12 protein-coding genes and 1 pseudogene are annotated in these 15,273 nt (G+C 70.8%); 7 read left to right on the top strand and 6 right to left on the bottom strand.

Annotated elements, in window-relative coordinates; genetic code table 11:
• Window positions 1-34: 34 nt before the first annotated feature.
• Entirely contained in the window at window positions 35-307 is a 273-nt protein-coding gene (locus KVT45_RS05025; RefSeq protein WP_217545234.1) for a DUF397 domain-containing protein, read from the bottom strand.
• Entirely contained in the window at window positions 304-1,179 is an 876-nt protein-coding gene (locus tag KVT45_RS05020; RefSeq protein ID WP_217545233.1) for a helix-turn-helix transcriptional regulator, read from the bottom strand. The genes KVT45_RS05025 and KVT45_RS05020 overlap by 4 nt, the downstream gene beginning before the upstream one ends.
• Window positions 1,180-1,447: 268 nt before the next feature.
• On the opposite strand from KVT45_RS05020, the gene KVT45_RS05015 reads away from it, so the two are divergent.
• The 7 genes from KVT45_RS05015 to sbnA all read left to right on the top strand — a co-directional run bounded on the left by KVT45_RS05015 (window position 1,448) and on the right by sbnA (window position 11,641).
• Entirely contained in the window at window positions 1,448-1,888 is a 441-nt protein-coding gene (locus KVT45_RS05015) for an ATP-binding protein (RefSeq protein ID WP_217545232.1), read from the top strand.
• A 75-nt stretch (window positions 1,889-1,963) separates the two neighbouring features.
• Window positions 1,964-2,242, top strand: coding sequence for a hypothetical protein (locus KVT45_RS05010; RefSeq protein WP_308310647.1), 279 nt, complete (start codon window positions 1,964-1,966; stop codon window positions 2,240-2,242).
• Between the two features lie 288 nt (window positions 2,243-2,530).
• Window positions 2,531-5,107: a Pls/PosA family non-ribosomal peptide synthetase gene (locus KVT45_RS05005; protein ID WP_217545230.1), complete on the top strand. Its 2,577-nt coding sequence runs from the start codon at window positions 2,531-2,533 to the stop codon at window positions 5,105-5,107.
• A 13-nt stretch (window positions 5,108-5,120) separates the two neighbouring features.
• Complete coding sequence (locus KVT45_RS05000) at window positions 5,121-8,402, top strand: amino acid adenylation domain-containing protein (RefSeq protein ID WP_217545229.1); 3,282 nt, start codon at window positions 5,121-5,123, stop codon at window positions 8,400-8,402.
• Window positions 8,403-8,441: 39 nt separating this feature from the next.
• On the top strand, window positions 8,442-9,446 hold the full coding sequence (locus tag KVT45_RS04995; RefSeq protein WP_217545228.1) for a TauD/TfdA family dioxygenase: 1,005 nt from the start codon (window positions 8,442-8,444) through the stop codon (window positions 9,444-9,446).
• A complete protein-coding gene (sbnB, locus tag KVT45_RS04990) occupies window positions 9,443-10,513 on the top strand; it encodes a 2,3-diaminopropionate biosynthesis protein SbnB (protein WP_217545227.1) in 1,071 nt (356 codons plus the stop codon). Before KVT45_RS04995 ends, sbnB begins: the two co-directional genes overlap by 4 nt.
• 36 nt (window positions 10,514-10,549) lie before the next feature.
• On the top strand, window positions 10,550-11,641 hold the full coding sequence (sbnA, locus tag KVT45_RS04985) for a 2,3-diaminopropionate biosynthesis protein SbnA (protein ID WP_217545226.1): 1,092 nt from the start codon (window positions 10,550-10,552) through the stop codon (window positions 11,639-11,641).
• Between the two features lie 88 nt (window positions 11,642-11,729).
• Here the strand turns inward: sbnA and KVT45_RS04980 are convergent, their stop codons facing one another.
• The 4 genes and pseudogenes from KVT45_RS04980 to KVT45_RS04965 all read right to left on the bottom strand — a co-directional run bounded on the left by KVT45_RS04980 (window position 11,730) and on the right by KVT45_RS04965 (window position 15,273).
• Entirely contained in the window at window positions 11,730-12,935 is a 1,206-nt protein-coding gene (locus tag KVT45_RS04980; protein WP_217545225.1) for a cytochrome P450, read from the bottom strand.
• 39 nt (window positions 12,936-12,974) lie between these two features.
• The gene (locus KVT45_RS04975; RefSeq protein WP_217545224.1) at window positions 12,975-13,742 is read right to left on the bottom strand and encodes a hypothetical protein; all 768 of its coding nucleotides are present in this window, start codon (window positions 13,740-13,742) and stop codon (window positions 12,975-12,977) included.
• Between the two features lie 266 nt (window positions 13,743-14,008).
• A pseudogene (locus KVT45_RS04970) lies at window positions 14,009-14,428 on the bottom strand (aminoglycoside phosphotransferase family protein); the annotation flags it as partial.
• A gap of 98 nt (window positions 14,429-14,526) precedes the next feature.
• Window positions 14,527-15,273, bottom strand: coding sequence for a sulfotransferase family protein (locus KVT45_RS04965; RefSeq protein ID WP_217545223.1), 747 nt, complete (start codon window positions 15,271-15,273; stop codon window positions 14,527-14,529).

Raw genomic sequence — 15,273 nt, 5'->3', positions numbered from 1 at the left:
CTGAACCTTTCAGAGGGGGAGCGTGGGGGAGAGGTCAGCCGGTGGTCAGGTGGTCGGCGAGGCCGCGTTTGACCCCCGCGACGAACGCGGTGATCTCCTCCGGGGTGTAGATCAGCGCGGGACCGGCCGGATCAGTCGACTGCCGCAGCGCGATCCTGCCGTCGGCGAGCTGCTTCGTCTGCACGCACTGACCGCCGTTGGGGCCGCTCCAGGGCGACTCCCAGCCCTGTTCCCCCAGGTCCGACGCGGGCATGCCGTTGTACACGTCGTGGACACTGCCGTCGAAGGAGGTGTCGAAGGTGGTCATGAGTACTCCTTGCGCATGCGGTTCAGGAGCGCCCTGCTGTGCGCGTCGGAGGTCAGCAGGGACATGCGGTTGTGCGCCTCCAGGTGGGCGACGACATCGGAGCGCTGGTCCAGGTACATCGCACCGGAGAGGACCTCGGTGTAGACGACGTCCGGCAGCTCGGGCTCCGCGAACCGGAAGTAGGTGAACGGGGCGCACGCGCCCACATGGGCACCGGCGGTGAACGGGACGACGTCGACGCTGACGTGCTCCAGCTCCGAGGCCTCCAGCAGCCGTTCGATCTGCTCCCGCATCACCTCGGGCCCGCCGACCACCCGGTGCAGGACGGCCTCCTCCATCACCACCCACAGCGTCGGCGCGTCGGAGCGCTCCAGCAGGACCTGACGGCGCAGCCGCAGGTTCACCCGCCGCTCCAGGTCCGCGTCGCTGGCGTTCGGGAAGCCGCCGCTGAGCACATGACGCGCGTACTCCCGGGTCTGCAGCAGCCCCGTGGCGTAGTGCGGCTCGTACGTGCGCAGGGTCGTCGCGCCGGTCTCCAGGCTCACATAGGCGCTGAACCAGGTGGGCAGCACATCCCGGTACGTGTGCCACCAGCCGGGCTCGTTGGCCCGCTCGGCGAAGGCGACGAACTCCTCCCGCTCCTGCCGGTCGGCACCGTAGGTCTCAAGGAGTTTCTCCACGTAGAGGGGCTTGAGCGTCACCTCCGCCTTCTCCAGCCGGCGGATGGTCAGGGGTGTGACCCGAAGCGCCCGCGCCGCGTCCTCCAGTGACACGCCCGCGCCCTGCCGCCGCTCCTGGAGCCTGCGGCCCAGGATCATCCGCAGAACGGTGGGCGCACTGGTGCTGCCCGCGTTCGAACGGCCTTCGCTCACGCCCTACCTCCTGAGGGACTGTCACCCGGACGAGTGTGACAGGGACTTGCTGAAGCGACCAGACCGATACCGGCATCCTGAAATTATCAGGGAGCCGGTTGCAGCCTGAACTTGCCTGCGCGCATGATTACTTGAGTAAATCGCGGTCACGATCACGGGCGATGCCCCGCTCCCCGTGCGGCCGTTGCTCTGTTCTGCCTGCCCTGTTCCGCCCGCTCCGCCTGTCCCGCCCGCTCTCCGCCGCGCCCGCCTTACGGAAGGCAGCCTCGTGTCCCCCCACGCGACCTCCCCACGCGATCTGTTAGACGTCGACGCGCCCGACCGTGCGCACTGGATCGAACTGCCCTCGCACCGCTCCAGCGTCAGAGTCGCCCGCCGCTCCGTGAGAGCCCGGCTCGGTGAGTGGGGCCTCTCCCGCGAACTGTGCGAGGACGCGGTGCTGCTCGTGTCCGAGCTGGCCACCAACGCCGTCATCCACACGCTGAGCGTGCGGATCCTGTGCGGCATGGGACTGATCGCGGACGGATGCCTGCGGCTCGAGGTCCACGACCACGACTACTCCGGCCGCGGCCTGCCCCGGCGCGAGGCGGGCCCCGACGACGAAGGCGGCCGGGGGCTGCTGCTCGTCGAGCAGCTCGCCGAATCCTGGGGCGTCGACCGGTCGAGGCTCACCAGCGGCCACGCGGTGTGGGCGACGCTGACCGCCTGAGGTTTCGAACAGGGCCTCGGGCGGGCGGAGTTGCCGATTTCGCGCGGGTGCACAGGGCTGCATATGATCTTGGTCGTGACTGTGCAGAACTCTGACAAAACGCTTTCTCGCAAGCAGCGACTCCAGGAGAAGCAGCGCCGCCAGCTGGCGGTGGTCGACACGGTGGACAAGGCCGAGGTCAAGGTCCGCAAGGCGGAAGCCGAACTGGCGGTGGCCGTCGCCGAGGCGGTACAGGTGTTCGGTGACGAGCGCGCCGCCTCCGAGGGGCTCGACATGCCCGTGGAGGCCGTACGCCGTTTCGTCGGCATCGCGGCACACGAGTCCGCCGCGGCGGCGGACGGCGCCGACGACTGACCTGCCCCGAGGTTCCGGGCCCCCGCGCCGCCGGTGAGGACTCCCGCCGGCGCGGGGCGGATCCGGATGCGGCCGCCGTGCCGGGATGCGGGCTGCCGGCCGGGGGGCCGCCGTTCGGGTGATTCGCGCACTCCCCCTCCTGGCGTGAAACCAAGGGAATACGGGCCTGACGGCTCATGACGGGCGCTCGGCCCCATCGATGGGACAAGTGGCAGGTAGCGCTCTTATCCGGACAAACTGAATCCGCCGGTTCGTGATCAGGAACATCCACGTTCTCCAGGAGATCGCATGGTGGAACAGTCCTCCGAGGTCGTGTCGGAGCCGGATGAACCTGCCGTCGCCCTGACCGGCGCCGACCCCAGGGGGGCGGAGACGGAGCGGAGGCTCGCGCAGGCACTGGCCGATCTCCTCGACGCCGAGTCCGTCCCGGTCGACGGCCACTTCTTCGCCGACCTCGGCGCCAACTCCCTGGTCATGGCCCAGTTCTGCGCACGAATACGCAAGACGGCCGATCTGCCGTCGCCGTCCATGCGGGACGTCTACCGGCACCCCACGATCCAGAGTCTGGCGGCGGCTCTCGGCGAGACCGCCCCCGCTCCCGCCGATCCGGCGCACGCCCCGCAGCCCGCGCCGACGCCGGCACCGGAACCGCGCGTGAACCGGCGGAACCATCTGCTCTGCGGAACCCTCCAGTTGCTGGTCTTCCTGGGCTATTCCCTGGTCTCCGGGTTCGTCACCGCCGCGGGATACGAGTGGATCGCCTCCGGCAAGGGGCTGGCCGACGTCTATCTGCGGTCGTTGCTCTTCGGAAGCGCCGCGTTCGTGGCGCTGTGCGTGTTCCCCGTCGTCGCGAAATGGGTGCTCGTCGGACGCTGGCGACCCCGCGAGTTTCCCGTCTGGGGCCTGACGTATCTGCGCTTCTGGCTCGTCAAGGTGCTGCTGCACGCGAACCCGATGGTCTTCCTCACCGGGACCCCGCTGTACGTGCTCTACCTGCGGGCCCTCGGCGCACGGATCGGCAAGGGAGTCACGATCCTCTCCCACTCCGTCCCCGTCTGCACCGACCTGCTGACGATCGGCGCGGGCGCGGTGATCCGCAAGGACTCCTTCTTCCTCGGCTACCGGGCGTGCGCCGGCCACATCCAGACCGGCCGGATCACCCTCGGCGCGGACGCCTTCGTCGGCGAGAAGACCGTCCTGGACATCGACACCTCCCTGGGGCACGGCGCCCAGCTCGGCCACTCCTCCGCCCTGCACCGAGGCCAGGCGGTCCCGGACGGCGAGCGCTGGCACGGATCCCCGGCGGAGCCCACCCGGACCGACTACATCCGGGTCGCCCCGGCGAACTGCGGCACCCTGCGCCGCGCCTGGTTCGGCCTCGGTACCCTGCTCCAGCTGATCTTCCTGTACGTCCCGCTGGTCGTCGGCGGCGTCTACATGCTCTTCACCGAGGTACCGGCGATCGGCAAGCGACTCGACCCGGCCACGGCCTCGCTCGGCTGGTCGCAACTGCTCCCCGACGCGCTGCTGCTCTCCCTCGTGCTGTTCTTCGGGTTCCTCGTCCTGGGACTGGCGGCCCTGTGCACCCTTCCGCGCCTGGTGGGCCTCGTGGTCAAGCCCGACAAGGTGTATCCGCTCTACGGGTTCCACTACGCGCTGCAGCGGACCACGGCCCGCATGACGAACGTCAAGTTCTTCGCCTGGCTCTTCGGCGACAGCTCCTACATCGTGGGCTACCTCCGCGGTATCGGATACGACCTGTCGAAGGTGGAGCAGACCGGGTCGAACTTCGGCACCGAAGTGCAGCACGAGACACCGCTGTTGGTCACCGTCGGCAGCGGGACGATGGTGGCCGACGGCCTCTCCGTCCTCAACGCCGACTTCTCCAGCACGTCCTTCCGGCTGTCCCGGGCCACCATCGGGTCGCACAACTTCCTGGGCAACAACATCGCCTATCCGGCCGGCGCCAGGACCGGGGAGAACTGCCTGCTCGCGACGAAGGTGATGGTCCCCCTCGACGGCGAGATCCGGGAAGGCGTGGGGCTCCTCGGCTCACCGTGCTTCGAGATCCCCCGCTCGGTGGACCGCGATGCCCGGTTCGACCATCTCCGGACCGGAGAAACGTTTCACCATCGGCTGGCCGCGAAGAACCGCTACAACCTCCGCTCCATGGCACTCATGCTGCTCGTGCGATGGCTGCACACCTTCGCGCTCACCCTCTTCGGCCTCGCCTCCGTGGACCTGTACGGCGTGCTCGGACAGGTGGTGATCGCCGGCTACCTGGCGTTCACCCTCGCCTTCTCCGCCGCGTACTTCATCCTCGTGGAGCGCTGCCTCGCCTCCTTCCGCGCGCTGCGCCCCCGGCTGTGCTCCATCTACGACCCGTACTTCTGGTGGCACGAACGGCTGTGGAAGGTGCCGGACCACTTCCTCAACATCTTCAACGGAACCCCGTTCAAGAGCCTGGTCTGGCGGCTGCTGGGGGTACGCATCGGCCGCAGGGTGTTCGACGACGGCTGCTACCTGACCGAGCGGACCCTCGGCGTCATCGGCGACGACTGCACCCTCAACGCCGGCAGCAAGATCCAGTGCCACTCGCAGGAGGACGGCACCTTCAAGTCCGACGTCACCACGCTCGGCGCCGGCTGCACGCTGGGCATCGCCGCCCATGTGCACTACGGCGTGACCATGGGCGACGGCTCCGTGCTGGCGCCCGACTCCTTCCTCATGAAGGGCGAGGAAGTCCCCCCGAACGCCCAGTGGGGCGGCAACCCCGCGGTGGACATACCGGACCGCGACAGCCGGTCCGCCGGCGTCGGCCGGGTCGCGACCGCAGTTGACGCCGCCACGGCCAAGGCGAGTTGAGGAAGGCCATTCGATGGGAACGCGCGTGGAGACGGACCGGGAGTTCTGGACCCGGACACTGACCGCCGGCGGTGCCACCACCGTGCCCCGGTGGGTCCGGGAACCGGTGCCGGGAACCGCCGGACACGAGACACCGGTGCCGGACGACGTGACGCGGGCGGTGCGGGAACTGGCCGCGCGGCAGGGCCTGCCGGCCGGCGCGCTGCTGCTGGCCGCCCACCTCAAGGTGCTGGCCGTGCTCTCCGGCGAGCCGGAGGTGGTCACGGGCCTCGCAACCGGCGCGGCCGACGAGCCGCTGCCGTGCCGGGTACCCGTCCCCCCGGGGAGTTGGGCCGCCCTGCTCACGTCCGCCGGGTACGCCGAGGCGCAGCTGCGGGCGCACCGGGACCACCCGGTGGGGGAGCTGCGGAGCGAACTCGGGCTGACTGAGCCGTCGTACGAGGTCGTCTGGGGTCCCCTCGGAGCCGAGGAGGCCGGGGAGGTCCACGCCGGCGACGGCGTCCTGCAGGTGCGCTGGTCCGACCGGGACGGCCGGCTGACACTGCACCTGCGGTACCGCGCGGACGTCCTGGACGCCGGGGCCGCTGCCCGCGTCGGCGGCTACCACCTGACCGCGCTGCGGCTGATGACGGCGGACCCCGACGCCGACCACAGCCGGCAGAGCCTGCTGTCGGCCGAGGAACAGCGCGAGCAGCTGGAAGACCTCGCCGGGCCGCACCGCCCGCTGCCGGACGGCCGTGCGCACGAACTGTTCGAACAGCGGGTGCGGGCCCATCCGCAGGCCGTGGCGGCCGTACACGGCACGCGGGAGTGGACGTACGACGAACTCAACCGGCACGCCAACAGGCTGGCGCGCGCCCTGCTGGCCCGGGGACTGCACCGGGAGGACGTGGTCGCCGTCGTCTCCGAGCGCACCCTCGACTGGCTGGCCGCGATGCTGGCGGTGTTCAAGGCGGGCGGCGTGTACCTGCCGATCGAGCCGCACTTCCCGGCCGGCCGCATCGAGGCGACCCTGTCCCGGGCCGGCTGCCGGCTGGCCCTGACCGAGCCCGGCAGCACGGACACCCTGGACCAGGCGCTGGCCGTCCTGCCGGACGTCGAGAAGCTGCCGTTCGACACGGCGTACGCCGAACCGCACGCCGACGACGATCCCGGGATCCGCGTCGACCCCGGCCAGCTCGCCTACATCTACTTCACCTCCGGCTCCACCGGCGAGCCGAAGGGCGCGATGTGCGAGCACGCGGGCATGCTCAACCACCTCCACGCCAAGATCGACGACCTGGCGATCGGCGAGGCGACCGTGGTGGCGCAGACCGCCCCGCAGTGCTTCGACATCTCCCTGTGGCAGCTCGTCGCCCCGCTGCTGGTGGGCGGGCGGACCCTGCTGATCGAGCAGGACGTGATCACGGACGTGGCACGGTTCACCGACACCCTGGAGCGCGCCCGGGTCGGCGTGGCCCAGCTCGTGCCGTCGTACCTGGAGGTCGTGGTCTCCTACCTGGAGCAGCACCCGCGCACCCTGCCGGACCTGCGCTGCGTGTCGGTGACCGGCGAGGCGTTGAAACGGGAGCTGACGCAGCGCTGGTTCGCGGTCCAGCCGGGCATCGCGCTGCTCAACGCCTACGGACTGACCGAGACGTCGGACGACACCAACCACGAACTCCTCCGGGAGGTGCCCGACCGGGTCCTGCTCGGCCGGGCCGTCAACAACGTCCGCGTCCACGTGGTCGACGAGCACCTGTCTCTGGTACCGCTGGGCGCCCCCGGACTGATCGCCTTCTCCGGCGTCTGCGTGGGCCGGGGCTACGTCAACGATCCCGAGCGCACCCGGGAGGCGTACCGCACCGACCCGTACCGGCCCGGCGAACGGCTCTACCTGGGCGGCGACTGGGGGCGCTGGCACCCCGGCGGCAGGCTGGAGTTCCTCGGCCGCCGGGACAGCCAGGTCAAGATCCGCGGTTTCCGGATCGAGATCGGCGAGATCGAGAACTGCCTGCTGCGGGTGGCCGGTGTACGGGACGGCGCGGTGGTCGTCGCCGAGCGGTCTGGCGGCGGCAAGCAGCTCATCGCCTTCTACTCCGGTGGGCGGCGGCGGCCGGAGGCCCTGCGCGAGGCGCTCGGCGCGGCGCTGCCCGCCTACATGGTCCCGTCCGCCTTCCACTGGCAGGACAGCCTTCCGCTGACCGCCAACGGCAAGATCGACAAGAAGGCCCTGACCAAGCTGGCCGAGACCGCGCCGGCCGGCGACCCGCACCGGGCGGCCGACGGCGCCCGCCGGGCGGGCGGCGACCGACTCGGCCCGGCCGAGCGGAGGGTGGCCGCGGCCTGGGCCGAACTGCTGGGGGTGCCCGAGGAGCGGATCGGCCGCACGGACCACTTCTTCGACTCCGGCGGCACCTCCCTGACCGCGGTCAAACTCAGCCTCGCCCTCGACCGCGCGGTGTCCCTGAAGGACATCACCCGGCACCCGGTCCTCGCCGACCTGGCCGCTCTCCTCGACGGCCCGGCCCCGCAGCGCCCGGAGCTGCTGCTGACCCTGGCGGACGGGAGCGGCACGCCCGAGTGCGCCCTGGTCTGCTTCCCCTACGCGGGCGGCAACGCTGTCAACTACCAGCCGATGGCGAGCGCCCTGGCGGGCGGCGGCCTCACCGTCCTCGCCGTGGACCCGCCCGGCCACAACCTGGCCGCGCCCCCCGAGCCGTTCGCACCCGTCGAGGAGGTGGCCGAGCAGGTCGCCGCCGAGATCACGGCACGCGGACTGACCCGGGTCATGCTGTGGGGCCACTCCTCGGGAGCCGCACCGGCCGTCGAGACGGCCAGGAGGCTCCAGCGGCGCGGCGTACGCGTGGAACGGCTCTTCCTCGGCGCGCAACTGCTCGGCACCGCGCCCGAACGGCACACCGCCGTCACCGAACTGACGCACCTGAGCGATGCCGACATCGTGGCACGGCTGACCGCCGACGGCGGCCACACCGAACTCGCCGAGCTGAACCCGCGGCACGCCGCCCACATCGCCGCCGCCTACCGGCACGACTGCGTCGCGGCACACCGCTACTTCGCCGCGGCCCTGGAAGCCCCGCCGCCCGGCAAGGTGTCCGCGCCGGTCTCCGTGGTCGTCGCCGCCGACGACCCGCACACCGCCGGGCACGCCCGCCGCCACCGGGACTGGCTGCTCCTGGCCGACCGCGTCGAGCTGCACGAACTCCCCGACGGCGGCCACCACTTCCTGCGCACCCGCCCGGCCGAGGCGGCGCAGGCCGTCCTGACCACCGTCCTCCCCCTCGCCTCCTCCTGATCCGTCACACCCCAGGCGGTCGACCGAAAGGAACCCGAGATGCCGTTCTCATTCCTGGCATCACCGCTCGACGTGGAGCTGCGCCCGGACAAGCCGGCACTGCTGCACGTCGATCCCCCCGACGACCCACCGAAGTGGGCGGCCGAGCACCGCGAGGCGCTGCGTGCGCAGGTCACCGAGCACGGGGCACTGGTCGTCCGCGGCCTCGGACTGCGCGACCCCGACCAGGTCGGCGCCGTCTTCGGACAGCTGGCCGGGGAACTCATGACGGAGCAGGAGGTCTTCGCGCCCCGCGAGACCCACCGCCCCGGCGTGTACGCGTCCACGCCCTGGCCGGCCAACCAGCCCATGTGCATGCACCACGAGCTGAGTTACCGGCTCCAGGTGCCCGGCCTGATGCTGTTCGCCTGCCTCACCGCGTCCGAGCAGGGCGGGGCGACCGCGGTGGCCGACGCCGAAGAGGTGCTGCGGGCACTGCCCGCCGGGCTCACCGAACGGTTCGAGCGGGAGGGCTGGATCCTGACCCGCACCTACAACGACGAGATCGGCGCGAGCCTCACCGAGTCCTTCGGCACCGGCGACCGCGCCGAGATCGAGAGCTACTGCCGGGCCAACGCCATCGACTTCACCTGGCAGCCCGACGGCTCCCTGCGCACCGAACAGCGCCGCAACGCCGTCGTCCGGCACCCGCTCACCGGCCGGCGCTGCTGGTTCAACCAGATCGCCTTCCTCAACGAGTGGACCCTCACACCCGAGGTGCGCGAGTACCTGGTGGACGTCTACGGCGCGGACGGACTGCCGTTCAACACCCGCCACGGCGACGGCAGCCCGATCGGCGAGGACGTCGTCCAGCTGATCAACAGCACTTACGAGGCACACACCCGGCGCGAACCCTGGCAGCGCGGCGACCTGCTGCTGGTGGACAACATCCGCACCGCGCACAGCAGAGAGGCGTTCACCGGCGAACGGCAGGTGCTGGTCGGCATGGGCGTACCCGTCCGGCCGGCCGAGGACTGCCCGGCCCTGGAGGCGAGCGAGCGATGACCGATGTACTGTCGTCGGCCGCCAGGGCGGCCGTGCCCGAGCGGGGATCCGTACCGACCTTCGCGGTGATCACCGGTGCGCAGGTGCAACGAGCGCTGAGCGGGCGCGAGAAGGACCTCGTGGAGCTGGTCGAGGCCGTCTACCGGATGCACGACGCCGGGGACTCGGTCAACCCGCCGTCGTACTTCCTGCGCTTCGCCGACCGCCCGACCTCGCGGATCATCGCGCTTCCGGCCTCCCTCGGCGGGACGGTCCAGGTGGACGGCCTGAAGTGGGTCTCCAGCTTCCCGGAGAACGTGAGCGCCGGGCTGCCGCGGGCCTCCGCGGTGCTGGTCCTCAACGACCACGACACCGGCTACCCGTTCGCCTGCCTGGAGAGCTCGATCATCAGCGCCACCAGGACCGCGGCCTCCGCGGCACTGGCCGCCGACTGGCTCAGCCGCGGCCGTACCCGCCCCACCCGGGTCGGCTTCTTCGGGACGGGCCTGATCGCCCGCTACATCCACACCTTCCTGGCCGGCACCGGCTGGGACTTCGACGAGATCGGCGTGCACGACCTGTCCGCCGACAGCTCCGGCGGCTTCCGCGGCTATCTGGAGCAGACCGGCACCGGCGCGCGGATCACCGTCCACGACCACGCCGAGGACCTGGTCCGCGACAGCGACCTCGTGGTCTTCGCCACCATCGCCGGCCGGCCCCATGTCACGGACCCGGCCTGGTTCACCCACAACCCGTTGGTCCTGCACGTGTCCCTGCGCGACCTCGCCCCCGAGGTCCTGCTGGGTGCGGCCAACTTCGTCGACGACGTCGACCACTGCCTCAAGGCCGACACGTCACCCCATCTGGTCGAACAGCTCACCGGCAGCCGCGACTTCCTCAACGGAACCCTCGGCGACGTCATGTCGGGCCGGGCCGCACCACCGCCCGACCGCCCGGTGATCTTCTCGCCCTTCGGACTCGGCGTCCTCGACCTCGCCGTCGGCAAGTACGTCTACGACGAGGTGTCCCGGGCCGGGGACCTCTGTCTCATCGATGACTTCTTCCACGAACTGCGCCGGTACGGCTGAGGCCGTCGTCCTCGGCCCGGCACCAGGAGGCCCGCCGTGCCTGTCATCTCCGCTCCCTACGCCTTCAACGAGGGCGACCTCTATGTCGACCTGGAGTCGATCTGCGGACACCCGCTCTATCTGAAGTGCGAGGCCTTCAACTTCGCCGGATCCATCAAGCTGAAGGCCGCCAACGAGATGGTGGAGAACGCCGAGCGGGACGGAATCCTGAAAGCGGACTCCGTCCTCGTCGAGTCCTCCTCCGGCAACCTCGGCGTCGCGCTCAGCATGATCGCCGCGAGCAAGGGTTACCGGTTCCTGTGTGTGACGGACTCCCGTTGCAACCTGTCGACCAGACTCCTGATGGAGGCGCTCGGCAGCGAGGTGCACATCGTGGCCGACCAGGACTCCAACGGCGGCTTCCTGGGCACCCGGATCGAGTACGTCCGCTCGCTGTGCGCGTCGGACGACCGGTACGTCTGGCTCAGCCAGTACACCAACGCGGGCAACTGGACGGCGCACTACCGTACGACCGCCCCGGAGATCGCCCGCCGGTTCCCCGAACTGGACGTCCTGTTCGTCGGCGCGGGCACCACCGGAACGCTCATGGGCTGCGCCCGCTACTTCCGCGAGTGGGACCGGCCGGTGCGGATCGTCGCCGTGGACGCGGCGGGCTCGGTGGCGTTCGGCGGCGAACCGGGCCGCCGGATGATCCCGGGACTCGGCATGAGCATGCGCCCGCCGCTGCTCGACGAGTCCTTCGTCGACGAGGTGATCCGGGTGGAGGAGCCGGACACCATCCGGATGTGTCACCGCATGGCCCGGCACGGCTTCCTGTTCGGCGGCTCCACCGGGACCGTGGTGAGCGGCGCGACGGACTGGCTGGCCCGGCACGACACCGGTGACCTCACCGCGGTGGCCGTCGCGCCGGACCTCGGCGAGCGCTACCTCGACACCATCTACCAGACCAACTGGCTGCAGGACCTGTACGGCGACCAGGTGCTCGCAGCCGAGGATGGCGACCGGGTGCCCGGCACCGGGGACGAGGCCCAGGTGCCCGACACCAGGGACACCGCACCGCCGAAGCCGCTGCCCCGGGAGCCCAAGCCCGCCTCCCGCGCACCGGCCCGCCGGCGCAGCAGCACCTGACGGCAGGCCACGCCGAAGCGCAGCCCCCCGGAGACGCCCGCGCGGCAGCACCCGGGGGGCCACGGCATGCCCGCCGCCCCGGCGCCCCTCAGTAGCGCACGGGCAGGGCGAGCAGCCCGCGGGTGCGCATCGACGGACGCCACTCCAACCGGTCCACCGGCACGTCGAGTTCGAGTCGGGGGAAGCGTTCGACGAGCGCGCCGAGGGCGATCTCGGTCTCCAGCCGGGCCAGCGGTGCGCCGAGGCAGTAGTGGATGCCGTGGCCGAGGGCCAGGTGCCCGGTGGCGTCGCGGCCGAGGTCGAGCCGGTCGGGCTCGGGGAAGCGGCGCGGGTCGCGGTGGGCCGCCGCCAGGGACAGCAGCACCGTCTCGCCCGCCGGGACGGTGACCCCGCCGATGGTGACGTCCGCGGTCGGGAAACGGCGGATGGCGAGCGGCGCGGGCCCGTCGTAGCGGGCCAGTTCCTCCACGGCCGGGCCCAGCCGGTCCGGCTCCGCGCGCAGCGCGGCCAACTGGGCCGGGTTCTGGAGCAGGGCCAGAGTGGCGTTGCCGATCAGATGAACGGTGTTCTCGTACCCGGCGAACAGGATGAGGAAGGCCAGCGACATCAACTCGTCCTCGCTGAGCCGGTCCTCCTCGTCCCGTACCGCGATCATGGCGGAGAGCAGGTCGTCGGCGGGCTCGGCACGCTTGCGGGCGAGCAGCCGCGCGAAGAAGGCCAGCAGCGCCCCGACGGCCTCCTTCGCCCGCTCGGGCCGTGCGGGGTCCGGGACGACGAGCGCGTCGGTCCAGGACCGGAAGTCCGGCCGGTCCTCCTCGGCCACGCCGAGCAGTTCGCAGATCACGGCGATGGGCAGTGGTGCCGCGTAGGCGGCGACCAGATCGGTACGGCCGAGGGGCGCCATGGCGTCGAGCAGCGCGTCGGCGGTCCGCCGGACCGGTTCGCGCAGCAGGGCGATACGGCGGGGCGTGAACGCCCGGGACACCAGGCGCCGGACGCGGGTGTGGTCCGGCGGGTCCATGTTCAGCAGGTTGGCGTCGAGCGCGGGCGGCAGCGCGAGCCCGCGGTAGCCGCCGGGCTTGGCGTTGGCCTTGTCGAGGGAGAACCGCGGGTCGGCCAGGGCCTGCCGCACGTCCTCGTACCGCGTGACCAGCCAGGCCGGCAGCCCGTCGGTCCCGGCGACCCGGTGCACGGGCCCGGCCTCCCGCAGCGCGGCGTACCCGGCGTACGGGTCGGCGAGCAGCTCCGCGGGGTCAACGGCGGCCGGGGCGGGGGGTGTTGTACTGGCGTCCATGCCTCAACCCTAGACAGTGCATGAGGGAACGGCGGCCGGTCACCCGGAGGCCGGGGTGCCGTCCGGTGCGTCGGTGGTGTGCAGCAGCCGCAGGAATGCCTTGACGCCCGCGATGATCTCCTGGCTGTCGGTGAGGCGGTTCACCGTGGACTCGAACTGCCTGCCCAGCGCCGCGATCCTGCGGTCCGCCTCCTCGGCCCGCTCGTAGGAGCTCATGGCCAGCGCGTCCACGGTGCGGCGCAGTTCGGCGAGGGCCCGGTACTGTTCCTCCGCCTTCTCCTCCAGGACCCGGGTCCCGGCCTCGGCGCGGTTCAGCCGGGCCTGCAGCTCGACGACGTCGTCCCGCGGATACGTGACGTCCTTGAGGAGGGTGCCCAGGCGCCTGCGGAGCTGGCCGAAGTACGCGCCGGCCGGCCGGAAGAAGGTGCTCAGCAGGAAGAACGCGGCGAACCAGTACCCCGTGAACCCGCCCGTCGCCCAGGTGACCGCGACGACGACCGCCGCCGTCAGGACGTGCCCCGCGACCGCCGCCCGGAGCATCGCGCGGGCGATGCGCGAGGCCTCGGTGTCCCGGGCCGCCGGGACCTGTATGCCCTTTTCCCGGCTGACCGCGATCTCGGCGAGTACCGCATGCGCCCGGAAGTACAGGTTCCAGGGCAGGGTGAGCAGGAGCATCAGCCACAGCAGGCTCAGTACTCCCGCCCCCACGGCGAACACCACCGCGGGCGGCGCCCCCGCCACATAAGCGAAGACCAACGCCGCGGCCGCCGCCACGACGGCCGCCACCGCTCCGAGAAATCTGCCCATGCCCCCGTCTCCTGTCCGCACGCCGCCGACACGGCCCATCGTCCCTGCCCCGGCGCGGGGCGGCATGAGTAGCCGTACTCAGTGGAGGGCGCGGTGTCCCCGCCCGGGGCCGACCGAACCGGGTCGGCGTTGGCAGTTGACTCAGACACGCAAACCCGGCGAAGGGTTGCGCTCGGCTTCCCGAACACCCCTGACGGGCCGGTCTGTTAGAGCGCTGCTCGGATCTGGCTGAGCCACTCTGTGGCAAGCCGGCGCCCGTTGGGGAGCTGGTCGCCTCGATCCGTGAAGTGCGGCGTCGGGATGTCGAGCTTGCGCATGCCGGCGTGCAGCCGCTCGAGCGCATGGGCGTAGTCGGCTGGCGGGACCTCTCGACGTGGCGTCACCGGTTCGTAGTAGGTCCACAGTGTGACCGCGAAGCCGTCACGCTCGTGGACGCGTTGTTCCACTCGGGGTTCCAGAGCGGCCACGGGGCACCCGGATCCGGCGAGCTGCCGGGCAAGGTCGATTTCGAACTGTGCGACCTGATCGGCCACTGGTGCCACCCGGGCCAGGACGTCACAAGGCAGCAGGCGCAGAGTGAGCTTGTTCGAGTCATGAAGAACGACCGCGTCGTCGACCGCCAGACCGAGTGACGAGGCGGTCGACAGGGCCGCGGCCACCGCACGCGGGACCTCCGACGCCTGCATCGTCGCACCCTACCAAGGTGCCGGCAGACAGGCGGAGGCCGAGGAGCGGGCAGGCCGGGCAACGGCACCGGCCTGCCCACTCAGCCGTCAGCGGCGCACTACCGGTAGCCCCAGATGGGCTCCGCATTCGTTTCGGTGGTGAATGCGTGAGACCGCAGGATTTCATAGAAGGGCATGTGGTGAGAATGGTATCCCGCCAGCATCCTGTTGTTTTCGATGCTTACCGGATAGGTGCTCTCCGACGAGTGGAATCCGGTACTCCGGGCGACGGCCTGGTGCCATTCGCTTGTCCGACTCCAGGCCTGCTGCTCGCCGGGCTCCCAGGTGAGGGCGGACCCCCGGAACGGGATTCCGATTTCCAGGCAGAAACGTCGGATCACATGATCGGGTTCCTTGACGAGCTTTTCCGCCTCCATCACCAACGGTGTGCGGCCGGTGGATCTCCTGACCAGATCGAATATCTCGACCTGGTGTTCGTACCCGACTTCACCGCATGTGAACTGTGGGTTCATGGCGAAGTGGGAAGCCAGGGTGGGCCCGGGGTCCCGAATGATGAACGTGTGTTCACCCAGGTGCGGCAGCCGGGGATCGTCGAGGATGTCGTATCGGTACTCCGTGGTTTCCTTGATGAAGACCGGGCTTTTCTCTGCCGCGACCTCCAGCAGGCCGAGGAGTTCTGTGGCGCTTGTTACGCTTTCCTCTGCCATGTGTGCATGCCCTTGCACGGTGATGCTGGAAAATGGCTCGTGAAGTACCAGGAAGTCTCCGCGTTCCAGCATCATACGAAGGAATGCGGTGGACCGGGACCGCGGGTGGGCCCAGAGGAAGATGATGGGGTGGGTCAT

The organism is Streptomyces sp. GbtcB6, from assembly GCF_019091475.1.
GTDB classification, from domain to species: Bacteria; Actinomycetota; Actinomycetes; order Streptomycetales; family Streptomycetaceae; genus Streptomyces; species Streptomyces hyaluromycini.
The sequence above is the reverse complement of the archived record's forward strand: the minus strand, read 5'-3'. Positions and strand labels throughout refer to the sequence as shown.

What these genes read in the sequence shown, in the direction of transcription:
- KVT45_RS04965 (WP_217545223.1), bottom strand. Translation starts at nt 15,273, where the DNA reads ATGACCCACCCCATCATCTTCCTCTGGGCCCACCCGCGGTCCCGGTCC.
- sbnB (WP_217545227.1), top strand. Translation starts at nt 9,443, where the DNA reads ATGACCGATGTACTGTCGTCGGCCGCCAGGGCGGCCGTGCCCGAGCGG.
- KVT45_RS04995 (WP_217545228.1), top strand. Translation starts at nt 8,442, where the DNA reads ATGCCGTTCTCATTCCTGGCATCACCGCTCGACGTGGAGCTGCGCCCG.
- KVT45_RS04980 (WP_217545225.1), bottom strand. Translation starts at nt 12,935, where the DNA reads ATGGACGCCAGTACAACACCCCCCGCCCCGGCCGCCGTTGACCCCGCG.
- KVT45_RS05005 (WP_217545230.1), top strand. Translation starts at nt 2,531, where the DNA reads ATGGTGGAACAGTCCTCCGAGGTCGTGTCGGAGCCGGATGAACCTGCC.
- KVT45_RS05000 (WP_217545229.1), top strand. Translation starts at nt 5,121, where the DNA reads ATGGGAACGCGCGTGGAGACGGACCGGGAGTTCTGGACCCGGACACTG.
- KVT45_RS05025 (WP_217545234.1), bottom strand. Translation starts at nt 307, where the DNA reads ATGACCACCTTCGACACCTCCTTCGACGGCAGTGTCCACGACGTGTAC.
- KVT45_RS04975 (WP_217545224.1), bottom strand. Translation starts at nt 13,742, where the DNA reads ATGGGCAGATTTCTCGGAGCGGTGGCGGCCGTCGTGGCGGCGGCCGCG.